This is a genomic window from Streptomyces sp. NPDC127119 (genome assembly GCF_042677425.1).
Classification (GTDB): domain Bacteria; phylum Actinomycetota; class Actinomycetes; order Streptomycetales; family Streptomycetaceae; genus Streptomyces.
This window is the reverse complement of the sequence record NZ_JBHXTO010000101.1, coordinates 21,077-32,071: the sequence shown is the minus strand read 5'-3', so window position 1 is coordinate 32,071 and position 10,995 is coordinate 21,077. Positions and strand designations below refer to the sequence as shown.

Annotated in this window: 11 protein-coding genes; 8 read left to right on the top strand and 3 right to left on the bottom strand. The window is 70.0% G+C overall.

Translation table 11 applies throughout. From position 1 onward, the window contains the following. Nucleotides 1-135: 135 nt before the first annotated feature. Entirely contained in the window at nt 136-1,269 is a 1,134-nt protein-coding gene (locus ACFVH5_RS31820; protein ID WP_385837170.1) for a winged helix DNA-binding domain-containing protein, read from the bottom strand. Between the two features lie 195 nt (nt 1,270-1,464). Here ACFVH5_RS31820 and ACFVH5_RS31815 point away from each other — a divergent pair, with 195 nt between their 5' ends. Continuing rightward, complete coding sequence (locus ACFVH5_RS31815; protein WP_385837169.1) at nt 1,465-2,637, top strand: magnesium and cobalt transport protein CorA; 1,173 nt, start codon at nt 1,465-1,467, stop codon at nt 2,635-2,637. Between the two features lie 8 nt (nt 2,638-2,645). On the opposite strand, the gene ACFVH5_RS31810 is transcribed toward ACFVH5_RS31815, so the two are convergent. Further along, nucleotides 2,646-3,107: a cupin domain-containing protein gene (locus ACFVH5_RS31810; protein WP_385837167.1), complete on the bottom strand. Its 462-nt coding sequence runs from the start codon at nt 3,105-3,107 to the stop codon at nt 2,646-2,648. Next, nucleotides 3,095-4,075: a helix-turn-helix domain-containing protein gene (locus ACFVH5_RS31805; protein WP_385837166.1), complete on the bottom strand. Its 981-nt coding sequence runs from the start codon at nt 4,073-4,075 to the stop codon at nt 3,095-3,097. Before ACFVH5_RS31805 ends, ACFVH5_RS31810 begins: the two co-directional genes overlap by 13 nt. A gap of 396 nt (nt 4,076-4,471) precedes the next feature. Between ACFVH5_RS31805 and ACFVH5_RS31800 the strand changes: the two genes are divergently transcribed. The 7 genes from ACFVH5_RS31800 to ACFVH5_RS31770 are packed head-to-tail and all read left to right on the top strand — an operon-like array spanning nt 4,472 to nt 10,937. Continuing rightward, the gene (locus ACFVH5_RS31800) at nt 4,472-5,659 is read left to right on the top strand and encodes an ATP-binding protein (RefSeq protein WP_385837165.1); all 1,188 of its coding nucleotides are present in this window, start codon (nt 4,472-4,474) and stop codon (nt 5,657-5,659) included. Further along, nucleotides 5,656-6,501, top strand: coding sequence for a roadblock/LC7 domain-containing protein (locus ACFVH5_RS31795; protein ID WP_385837164.1), 846 nt, complete (start codon nt 5,656-5,658; stop codon nt 6,499-6,501). Before ACFVH5_RS31800 ends, ACFVH5_RS31795 begins: the two co-directional genes overlap by 4 nt. Then, nucleotides 6,494-6,880 carry a DUF742 domain-containing protein gene (locus tag ACFVH5_RS31790; protein WP_384799515.1) on the top strand — a complete coding sequence of 129 codons (387 nt, stop codon included), beginning with the start codon at nt 6,494-6,496 and terminating at the stop codon, nt 6,878-6,880. The genes ACFVH5_RS31795 and ACFVH5_RS31790 overlap by 8 nt, the downstream gene beginning before the upstream one ends. Nucleotides 6,881-6,883: 3 nt before the next feature. Next, nucleotides 6,884-7,444, top strand: a complete 561-nt coding sequence (locus tag ACFVH5_RS31785; RefSeq protein WP_384799518.1) for an ATP/GTP-binding protein — start codon at nt 6,884-6,886, stop codon at nt 7,442-7,444. A gap of 8 nt (nt 7,445-7,452) precedes the next feature. Further along, entirely contained in the window at nt 7,453-8,826 is a 1,374-nt protein-coding gene (locus ACFVH5_RS31780; RefSeq protein ID WP_385837163.1) for a cytochrome P450, read from the top strand. A gap of 60 nt (nt 8,827-8,886) precedes the next feature. Beyond that, a complete protein-coding gene (locus ACFVH5_RS31775) occupies nt 8,887-10,176 on the top strand; it encodes a cytochrome P450 (protein ID WP_385837162.1) in 1,290 nt (429 codons plus the stop codon). Continuing rightward, nucleotides 10,173-10,937: an enoyl-CoA hydratase/isomerase family protein gene (locus ACFVH5_RS31770; RefSeq protein WP_385837161.1), complete on the top strand. Its 765-nt coding sequence runs from the start codon at nt 10,173-10,175 to the stop codon at nt 10,935-10,937. The genes ACFVH5_RS31775 and ACFVH5_RS31770 overlap by 4 nt, the downstream gene beginning before the upstream one ends. The last annotated feature ends 58 nt before the right edge of the window (nt 10,938-10,995 follow it).

Here is a 10,995-nt window from a genome sequence, read left to right as displayed (position 1 = left end):
AACACCTCGCGGGGGTATGGCCCCCTTGTACTCCCTGTGGTAAACTCTGGTTGCGCCGGGGGGGGTGGGGGGCCTCCACGCGCGCCCCCAAACGCCCTCTGTCCATGTGCCCGGCACTTCCTGGGCACCCGCTCGTCAGCCGCGTACGACGGTCCCGAACCGGATGTCGTACGAGGGCGAGGTCGAGGGCGAGGCCGGTCCGCTCAGCACGGTCAGCATCCGTGCCGCCTCCTCCGTCACCTCGGCGCGCTGCCGGTCCGTGAGCGTGCCGAAGGGCTCGACGGTGAGCACGGCCCGTCCGCCGGTCTCCTCCAGCCGCCACACGCCCGCCAGGAACCCGTCGACGAGCAGGGTCGGGTAGGCCTGGTTGCCGCGCCAGGTACGGCCCTTGTAGTCGGCGGACACCACCCGGGAGCGGTCGGCGTGCGAGAGGAGCAGGTTGTCGAACTCGGGCAGCAGACGCGCGGGGGCCGGTGTGCCGGCGTCCGGGCGGGGCGCGTCCGGCAGGTCGAAGAGCTCGGCGCCGTGCTCGTCGGCGAAGGTGACCAGTTGCGGCCGCAGCCGTTCGAAGGCCTCGCGCAGCCGGGTCAGACCGGCCCAGGTCTGCATGTCCTTGACGGAGGCGGGCCCGAAGGCGGCGAGGTAGCGCAGGACGGTGGCGTCGGGCGCGGGAGCCGGTTCGGACGGCCTGCCGAGCCAGTGCTCGGCGGTGGTGAGCGCGACCTGCCCGCTGCGTCCCCACAGCCCGCGCGGGGTGACCTGGACGAGCGGCAGCCGGCAGCGGGCGGCGATCGCGAGGGCCGCGGGGTCGGCGTCCGGCCACTCGGTGAGCAGCGCCTCCCGCAGTTGCTTCATCGTGCGCGGCTCGGCCTCGACCAGCTCCCGGCTGATCGAGGCCAGCCGGTCGAGATCCACTCCGGCGAGCCCTTGGCGAAAGCCGTACAACTCCCTTTCCCTGGCGGCCTGTACGAGCGGCCGCAGCGTCAGGCAGTCGTCTGCGGTGTGGGTATGGATGGTGGACCGCATCGTCACGATGCGGACGACCTCCCGTGCTTCCATGGCGGCCGACAGCTCCTCGGGCGCGAAGCCCTCCAGGCGGGCGGCGAGCGCGTGGTACGGAGGCTTCACGTTCTGCGCCTGGAGACCGACGAGGTGTCCGACGGCGTCCTTCGCGGACAGGCCGGCCCGGCGCAGGAGCAACTGCCGGGCGAGGGTCGCACGGTTCAGCTCGCGGACGCTCAGCACGGGAGCGGTCGAGGTCTTCGTCATGTTCGGCACGCTACCGGGCCCCGCGGACACCTTCTGTCCGCCATGGTGCCGAGCCGCTCCGGCCATGTGGCCCGTATATCCTGCCGGTGATCGACAGGACGTCCCACCAGGCGTCCGGCGAGGCAGACGACACGACAGCCGACAAGCCGAACGCACGGACAAGCGTGCGACACGTACGACACGGAGGCAGCCGCGATGCCGGAACGCCGAGCCCGCCCCGTACCGGCCACCAGGGGCAACCGGAAGCCGAAGTGGCGACGCGCCACGCCTCCGACCACCGAGGCCCCCTCGGACCCACCGGCGCCCGGCCCCGCCGCGGCCGACGTGAAGACGGACGCCGTGGAGCCCGGCAGCGTCGTCCAGGCGGCGCTCTACCGCGACGGCGTGCGGGTCGCGACGCCCGCCACCCTCGCGGAGACCTTCCGTGAACTGCGCGAGCAGCCGGACGGCATGGCGTGGATCGGTCTCGCCCGTCCCACGGAGGACGAGATCCTGTCCCTGGCGGCCGAGTTCGACCTTCATCCGCTCGCCGTCGAGGACGCGATGGAGGCCCATCAGCGACCGAAGCTGGAACGGTACGGCGAGACGCTCTTCGTCGTCCTGCGCGCGGCCCGCTACCTCGACGCGTCCGAGGAGGTCGACTTCGGCGAACTGCACGTGTTCCTCGGCCCCGACTTCCTCATCACGGTCCGGCACGGCGCCGCCCCCGACCTCTCCGCGGTGCGACGCCGCATGGAGGAGACCCCGGAGCTCCTGAGCCTCGGCCCCGAAGCGGTGCTCTACGCGATCCTCGACGCGGTGGTGGACGGTTACGCACCGGTCGTCTCCGGCGTCCAGAACGACATCGACGAGATCGAGACCGAGGTCTTCGGCGGCGACCCCTGGGTCTCGCGCCGCATCTACGAACTCTCCCGCGAGATGGTCGAGTTCCAGCGCGCCACCCGCCCCCTGGTCGGCATGCTGCACGGCCTGATGGCGGGCTTCGCCAAGTACGGCACCGACGACGAACTCCAGCGCTACCTCCGCGACGTCGCCGACCACGTCACGCACACCAGCGAACGCGTGGACGGCTTCCGTCAGGCCCTCACGGACATCCTCACGGTCAACGCCACCCTGGTGACCCAGCAGCAGAACGCGGAGATGCGGGCGTTGGCGGAGGCGGGCTTCGAACAGAACGAGGAGATCAAGAAGATCTCGTCGTGGGCGGCGATCCTGTTCGCCCCCACCCTGGTCGGCACGATCTACGGCATGAACTTCACGCACATGCCTGAGCTTGGCTGGACCCTCGGATACCCCTTCGCCATCGGCCTGATGGGGGTTGTCTGCGGCAGCCTGTACGTGATTTTCAAGCGGCGGGACTGGCTCTAGAGACAGTCTCACGAGGCGTATTCGTCCGAGATCTCGGTGGCGTAGTTCTTCCAGAGCGGTTGCATGGTCTCGGCGTTGACCGGCTGCCCGGAGTCGAGCATGGCCTTGAAGTCGCGGAAGTACTGCACGTACAGGTCCGGTGTGAAGGTGTTCAGCATGACCGCGTTCTCGTCGCCGACGTTGGCGAACGTGTGCGGCGCCCCGGTCGGCACGATGACCCAGGTGCCCGGCCCGGCGTCGTACTGGTCCTCGCCGACGGTGAACCGGAAGGTTCCCGCCAGCACGTAGAAGCCCTCGTCGTGCTGGGCGTGGCGGTGCTGCAACGGGCCCGGCGTGCCCGGCGGAATGGTGACCTCGGCGAACCCCAGCCGGTGGTCGGTGTGCTCGCCGTTCTCCAGGATGCGGATCTGCTGCGCCCCGCTGCCGAGGATCTCGCCCTCACCGGGGCGGACGATGTTTACCTTCGCCACGACTTCTCCTTTTGTTCTTGCGTGTCCTGGTCACCACCATCCTCGTCCGGGCCGGCTGTGCGCGTCCTGGTCGTCCGTGCACGGTTGCTGGTAACCAGCGCACGGGCGTTGTAGCCGTACGTCGCCTTGAAGAGCTTGCTGAAATGGGTGGGATCGGAGAATCCCCACCGGGCGGCGACGGCGGTGACCGTACGTCCGCTGCCGGTCAGCTCGGCCCGGCAGCGCTCCAGGCGGCGACGGCGGATCAGGGCCGCGACGGTGAGCGGCTGGTCCTCGAACAGCTTGTGCAGCCGGCGTACGGACATGTTGTGGGCGACGGCGATGCCGCGCGGGGACAGGTCGGGATCGGCCAGCCGGGCCTCGATGTAGCCGGTGATCCTGCTCCGCAGCCATTCGTCCGGGGCCGGTTGTTCGTCGCCGAGCCGGGCCTCCAGTGCGACCGCGATCAGTTCGACGACGGCCGCCGCCGACCGCAGCGCCTCCGCCGCGCGGAACCCGGTCGCCGACCGCGCCGACTGCCGGGCCAGCACGGAGACGAGAGCGCCCGGGCCGTGGCTGCCGTCGATGCGTACGCCGATGAGCCGGTCGATCTGCGCGGGCCTGATCCGGAGCTCCCGGCGCGGCACCAGGATGGTGACGTGCGCCGCGGCGGTGCTCTCGAACCGGACCGTACGCGTGGGATCGAGCAGTACCAGGTCGGTGGGCCCGAGTTCGGCGTCGCCGCGGCCCTGCTCGATCCGCGTCCGGCCCCGGGTCATCACCTTGATCGCCAGGTGCTCGCCGTCGGAGGCGTCACGCTCCCGCCCGACGCAGGCGCTCTCGGGTGTGTCGAGGGAGACCAGCCGCAGCGGCCCGAGGGCACGGGTGGTGATCCCGCCCCGGAAGCCGTCCCCGGCCAGCTTGTTGACCAGCCGCGGGAACCCGCTGGCGGCCAACTCGTCCTGGAACGACTCAAGGTTGCCGATCACCGGTCAAGGATAACGGCGGCACTTCCGCCCGGGCGGTACGCCGTGACTCCGGCGGATCGCACCCCTGTTGCCCCCTGTGTCGCTGTGAAGGTTTGTTGAAGGCTGGCGAGCCGTGTCGTGTTCAAGTCGCCTGAGGGGACCCGAGTTGGCCGGTTCTGCGTGCAACGTGACTTGTTCCAGCGGATGTTGAGGCCATTTCAGGGCGTAGCGGGCGCTCTGGAGGGGCGGCGCGCGGTGATAGCATCGCGGCGTCTGCGGCCTTGATCAACTTTGTGGTGATCTGAGGCCAGCCTGCTCTTCGTAGTAGCGCTCATGCAGTTCCCAAGGTGTGCGCTGCGGATCTTTCTGAGGCGCGTTCCGGCGATGTCTGCATGTCGCGCCCCGGGAAAGGTATCGATGAATCGAGACGTGCTCATATGGTGCCTCGGTGCTGCGGCGGTGATAGCCGCCGCCGCAGTCCTAGCACTCGTCGTCCGCAACAGAGCTCTGGGAGCAAGAAAACGACAGTTCGAGAGTGAGTCGGCGCACCGGCTGGCCGAGGCCCAGAGCAGGCTCTCGACCGCTCTGGGCGACTTGCAGAAGTTCCGTGCCGAGCAGGACGACGCACTGCGGGACGCCGAACGGACGGCGGAGGAGAGCACCAAGGCGGTCCTCAAGGGCGCGGTGCGCTTCCTGCAGAGCCTCGCGGCCGAGCAGACCACGCTCCTGGACGGCATCCAGCGCAAGCACGGCGGACACGCGGTCCTGTCCGACCTGCTGGACGTCAACCACGCCACCGCCCAGATGGCCCGCAAGGCCCAGGGCATCGCGGTCATGTGCGGCGCGCCTCTCAGCCGTCGCAGCCAGCCCGCCAGCGTCTACGACGTGGTGCGCAACGCCCAGGGGCAGATCCGTAACTTCAACCGCGTCGAGATCATGCAGCAGAGCGGGATGGCGCTGAAGGCGTCCGCCGTCTCGCCCGTCGCCCTCGCCGTCGCCGAACTGCTCGACAACGCCGCCAGTTTCTCGCAGCACGACGCACCCATCGAGGTCACGTTCCAGCGCGTGCAGAAGAACCTGTGCATCGTGATCGACGACGCCGGTGTCGGCATGAACGACGAGGACCGGCAGAAGGCGACCGTGCTGCTGTCCGGCGCCACCGCCCCCCGCCTGTCCCAGCTCGGCGCCCAGCCGAAGTTCGGTCTCCCCGTCGTGGGCCTGATCGCGAGCCAGTACGGGTTCAAGGTGGACGTCACCGGAGTCTCCCGGTACGGCGGCGTCCGGGCCGTCGTCCTGCTGCCTGAGGAGCTGTGGACCATGGAAGAGACCCCGCAGGCCCCCGCTCAGGAAGCCCCGGTGCGCCGGATCCGGCGTATCCCCACCAGGGAGGACGAACCCGAGAGCCGCACGGTGCACGGTCTGCCCAAGCGGGGCGAGCGGCAGTCCCCCACGGCGAGCGTCACCGACACCGGGAGTTCCACCGGCGGGGCCACCCGCCCGTTCAAGAAGGCCCGGGGGGCCGGTGGCCTGGCCGCCATCCAGCGGGGCACCATGTCGGGCCGTGCTGTCGAGACCCCGTCGTCCGAAGGGACCGAGGACGCATGACCACAGACATGTCATGGATGGTCAAGGACATCGTGGACAACGTCCCCGGGGCCCGGCACGCCGTCGTGCTGTCGGCGGACGGGCTGCCGCGTGGGGCCACGGACCGTCTCACCGACAAGGACGTGAAGACGATCTCGGCCGCCATGTCAGGGATGCAGTCGCTGAGCCGGGCCACCGCGCACTTCGTCGGCGCGGCGCAGGAACAGCAGTGGAACCAGACGGTCATCGAGTTCTCCCACGGCTGGGTGTTCCTCATCGGGGCGGGGCAGGGCGCCTATCTGGCCGCCGCCGCGGAGCCCGACGTCGACCTGCAGCAGCTGTCGTTCCGGATGAACCGGCTGGTCGCCAGGCTGGGCAACAATCTGACGTCACCGCCGCGGGCCGGTCTCGACGACCCCTCCCGGACGAGCGACGCCGTGCGGCCCCAGCGCGTCGAGGCCGGCGGTTCGAACTTCGTGCTCAAGCAGCTGGACCAGGTCGTCGACGAGGTGGACGGCGCCCTGCACGCGCTGCTGCTCGGCGCCGACGGTCTGCCGCGCGGGGCGACCTCGGGGATAGGCCAGGATCTCGCGGACACGATGTCCGCGGCCATGACCGGCATTCACGCCTACAGCCGTGCGGCGGCGGATTTCGCGGGCGGCTCCCAGGACGCCGAATGGCAGCAGACGGTCATCGAGTACCAGCACGGCTGGATCTTCCTCATCGCGGCCGGGGACGACGGCTTCCTGGCCGCCGCGGCCGAACACGCCTGTGACATCGAGAAGTTCACGACGCGCCTGTGCGACGCCGTGCCCGGGATCCTGGCGCCTGAGAGCCGGGGAGAGAGGGCCGACCATGTCTGACGGATCGGACGAGGAGCTGGAGCTCACCACCCCATTAGTCCCTCTCTTCGTGATCACGAACGGGCGTGGTCTCCCCTCGGACCACGAGTACGAGCACACCGCGCTGGTGACCGCGCACGACAGCGGCTCGTCCGCGGCCGCGCGTGCCCTGTCACCCGAGGCACGCAAGGTCATGAATCTGGTCGCCGACGGCTTCCTGTCGGTGGCGGAGGTCTCGGGCCACACCCACCTGCCCCTGGGCATCGTGCGGATCCTGCTGGCGCAGCTGGAGGAGGACGGCCTCATTCTCGTACGCAAGCCCATTCCCCGCGTCGAACGGGCCGAACGCGAACTCCTCAGCGCCGTGCTGGATGGCCTCAGAACCAAATTCGGAGCGTAAGCCGTGTATCTGAATCCAGACACCTCCAACTCGGTCAAGATCCTCGTCGTGGGTCATTTCGGGGTCGGGAAGACCACCCTGATCGGCAGCATCTCCGAGATCGAACCGCTGCAGACCGAGGAGGAGATCACCGAGGCCAGCGAGGGCTTCGACGATCTGTCGGGGACGCCGAACAAGACGACCACCACCGTGGCCATGGACTTCGGCCGTCTCACCCTCAGCGACACCCTCGTGCTGTACCTCTTCGGAACCCCCGGGCAGGAACGCTTCAAGGAGATGTGGGAAGCACTGTCACGGGGCGCGCTGGGCGCCCTCGTCCTGGTCGACCCCACCCGACTGCACGACAGCTTCCCCATCCTGGACCTGGTCGAGCGCTTCGGCCTGACGTACACCATCGGCGTCAACCACTTCGAGGGGACCGTCGAGTACCCGCTCGACGAGGTCCGCGAGGCGCTCAACCTCGCGGAGGACACCCCGATCGTGCACTGCGACGTACGCGACCGCACGTCCTCGGCGCAGTCCCTCATCACCCTCGTGCAGCACCTCATGTCCATACTCGGCTAGGAGCCGGCATGCAACACCAGATCAACTCCCACGCGACACCGCCGCCCGGGTGCCCCGCGCACGGCAACACCCAGCTGTTCGGCCCCGAGTTCGGCTCCGACCCCGAGCGCCACTACGCCCACCTGCGCTCGCTCGGCCCCAGCGCCCCCGTCGACATCGCCCCCGACGTCGAGGTCGAACTGGTCACCAGCTACGACGCGGCCCTGTACATCCTGCAGAACCCGGCCTCCTTCGTCCGCGACTCACGGCGCTGGAACGCGCTGAACGAGGGCCGGGTCCCCGCGGGCAGCCCGGCGCTGCCCATGATGGGCTACCGGCCCAACGCCCTCTTCAGCGACGGTGCCGCCCATGCCCGGCTCCGCCAGGCCGTCACCGACAGCCTCGCCAGCGTCGACGAGCTCCAGCTCGTGCGGCAGACCCAGCAGTCCGCCGACTACCTGATCAGCCAGTTCTCATCGGACGTGCGCGGCCAGGCCGATCTGATGGCCGACTACGCCCAGCCGCTGCCCCTGCTCGTCTTCAGCGACCTGTTCGGCTGCCCGCCCGAGATCGGCGACCGCGTCATCGCGGGCATCAGCGGCATCTTCGAAGGCACCCCCGGCGCCGACCAGGTCCTGGGCGGCGCGCTCGGCGAACTGATCGCCCTCAAGCACCGGCGGCCCGGCAACGACGTGACGACGCGGCTCATGCAGCACGCCGCGGGCCTCAGCGACGAGGAGGTGCTGCACCAGCTGGTGACCCTGCTCTCCGGCGGCACGGCGCCGCTGGCCGCGGCCATCGGCACGAGCAGCGCGCTGTACCTCGGCGAGGACTGGCCTGCCGGACTCCCCGTCGAGGACGCGGTCGTCCAGACCCTGTGGAACTACGCGCCGATCGCCAACTACGCGGCCCACTACCCGACCCACGACGTCGACCTGGGCGGCCGGGTCCTGCGCGCCAACGACCCGGTGGTCATCTCCTTCGCCGCGGCCAACACCGACCCGAAGCTGACCGAGCACCGCGAGCAGCTCAGCGGCAAGGCCCACCTCGCCTTCGGTGCCGGACCGCACGCGTGCCCCGCCAAGGACCCGGCGTTCATGATCGCCGTCACCGCCGTCGAGTCGCTCCTCAACCGGCTGCCCGACGTCGAGACACGCGTCCGCTTCCAGGACCTCGCCTGGGTGCCCGCGCCGTGGAGCCGGTCCCTGGTGAGCGTCCCGATCCGGTTCACCCCGCGCAGCGTGACCCAGACCGCCGCGGAGTCCTCCCGGCCCCAGGACGCCTCGCCGGCGCACGCGGCGCAGCACTCCACCGCCTCGTACCAGCAGCCGGCAGGGCACTCCGCGTCCAAGGCCAAGTCCGGCCTTTTCAGTCGGTTCCTGGCATGGACCAGGGGCGAGTGACGTAAGTAACCCTATGAGGACACAGTGTTATTGGATGCTTCAATAACCCCACGGGTACGTATGGCGGCTGTTGCTCAGAAAGGAGCCGCCACCGTGGGCAGCCTCACGACGTCGTCGTCCGACCGCCGCGCCACCGTCTCCCTCTTCTCCCGTCTGCGGACGGCAGAAGGACAGGCTGATCCCTTCCCCCTCTACACGGAACTACGGTCCAAGGGAGGAGTCCGCCCCGCTCCCTGGGGCGGCTTCCTCGTCACCAGTTTCGACGCCTGCGACCGCGTACTGCGCAGCGCCGAGTGGCTGGAGCCGGACAAGAGCTGGCGCGACCGGCAGGGCCCCCGCACCCGCTGGAGTGCGCCGTCCTCGCGCGAGATAGGCAGCACGATGCCCGCTCTCAACCCACCGGAGCACACCAGGGTGCGCCGGGCTGCCGGCGGATTCGACCGGACGGCCATCCAGCAGATGGGCCGGACGGTCAGCCGGCTGACCGATGGCTTCCTCGACGCCGTGGCCGAGCGACTGAGGGACGGCGAAGAACATACGGACTTCGCCGCCCTGGTGAGCGAGGAACTGCCGATCGCCACCATCGGCGCCTGGCTCGCCCTGCCGGCAGCCGACTGGCCACGGCTGCGCGAACTGACCCATGAGCAGGTCTTCACCCAGGAACTGCTCCCCTCGGCGAGCCAGTTGGCCCGGTCCGACGTCGCGATGGCCGAACTGCGGTCCTACTTCATGGGGCTCATCCGTGACCGGCGCGGGCATCCGGGCGACGACCCCGTGTCGCGCTGGATCACGACCTGGGACGCCATGGAGTCCGATCAGGACAAGGCGGATGAAGCGGTCTACTTCCTGGTCCTCTTCGTCCTGCTGGCCGCCCTGGAGACCACGTCGACACTGTTGTCGACCATGACGCTCCTCCTCGTCGAGGACCCCGCACGCTGGGACCTGCTGGCCGCCCGCCCCGACCTGGTACCCGCCTTCGTGGAGGAGACACTGCGCTACGACCCGCCGACCCACGTGATCAGCCGGGTCGCCGCACGGGACGGCCTGCTGGACGGTGTCGAGGTCCGGGCGGACGACATGGTCCATCTCATGGTGGGCGCCGCCCACCGCGACCCGGCCAGGCACGCCGATCCCGACCGGTTCGACCCGCACCGCAAGGCCTTCCAGCACCTCGCCTTCAGCGGAGGCATCCACTACTGCCTCGGCGCCCCGCTCGCCCGGCTCGAAGCCCACACCCTCCTCCGCCAACTGGTCGCACGCCTGCCACGCCTCACCCTGGCCCGACGCCCGCCCCGGGCGCCCAGAGTGGCCTTCAGGCGCCTGCTGAACCTGGACGTCGCCCTCGCATGAACCACATACTCCCGCCCCCTGCCGTCCGCCCCTCCGCCATCGACGCCGAGCAGGACGGTCCCGTCCTGCGAGTACGCCTCAATCCCGACGGGCAGGACGACGTCCTGAGCGCCGCCGCGATCGACGACCTCATCGCCCTGCTGGACGGACTGCACGAACGGCCCGACGTCCGTGTCCTGGTCCTGTCCTCCCCCGGACCGGACTTCTGCACCGGAGCGGACCGCGGCGAGTACCTGGACGCGGTCAACGCCGATCCGTCCGGCGCCGCCCTGCGACGGGCCGTGGACAAGGCCCACCGCCTCTGTCACGCCCTGGAGAACACCCACGCCGTCACCATCGCCCGGCTCCACGGCAGGGTCGTCGGCGCCGGACTCGCCCTTGCCGCGTTCTGCGACCTGCGGGCGGGCTCGGACACCTGCCGGTTCCGCATGCCCGAGGTCGCGCTGGGCCTCCCGCCCGCCTGGGGAGGGGCCCTCGGCCGGCTGATATCCGAGGTCGGCGTCGCGCCGATCCGCGAACTGGCGCTCACCTGCGAGGTCTTCGACGCCTCCACCGCCCACCGGATCGGCCTGCTCCACAAGGTGGTTCCCTCCGACCTTCTGGACCGCACCGTCGACGCGTGGACGAGACCGCTCGTCCGACGCTCGCCCGAGACCCTCGTCCTGACCAAGCGCATGCTCGCCGGCTACGCGCAGACCGGCACGGCCAACGTCTCCCTCCTCGACTCCCACCTTCTGTCCAGCACGCTCAAGCAGCCCTGAAAGCAGCCCTGATACGGCGCGGACCCACTCCGACCAGTGCGTCCGCGCCGTCCCGACC

What these genes read in the sequence shown, in the direction of transcription:
- ACFVH5_RS31820 (WP_385837170.1), bottom strand. Translation starts at nt 1,269, where the DNA reads ATGACGAAGACCTCGACCGCTCCCGTGCTGAGCGTCCGCGAGCTGAAC.
- ACFVH5_RS31815 (WP_385837169.1), top strand. Translation starts at nt 1,465, where the DNA reads ATGCCGGAACGCCGAGCCCGCCCCGTACCGGCCACCAGGGGCAACCGG.
- ACFVH5_RS31800 (WP_385837165.1), top strand. Translation starts at nt 4,472, where the DNA reads ATGAATCGAGACGTGCTCATATGGTGCCTCGGTGCTGCGGCGGTGATA.
- ACFVH5_RS31795 (WP_385837164.1), top strand. Translation starts at nt 5,656, where the DNA reads ATGACCACAGACATGTCATGGATGGTCAAGGACATCGTGGACAACGTC.
- ACFVH5_RS31790 (WP_384799515.1), top strand. Translation starts at nt 6,494, where the DNA reads ATGTCTGACGGATCGGACGAGGAGCTGGAGCTCACCACCCCATTAGTC.
- ACFVH5_RS31780 (WP_385837163.1), top strand. Translation starts at nt 7,453, where the DNA reads ATGCAACACCAGATCAACTCCCACGCGACACCGCCGCCCGGGTGCCCC.
- ACFVH5_RS31775 (WP_385837162.1), top strand. Translation starts at nt 8,887, where the DNA reads ATGGCGGCTGTTGCTCAGAAAGGAGCCGCCACCGTGGGCAGCCTCACG.
- ACFVH5_RS31770 (WP_385837161.1), top strand. Translation starts at nt 10,173, where the DNA reads ATGAACCACATACTCCCGCCCCCTGCCGTCCGCCCCTCCGCCATCGAC.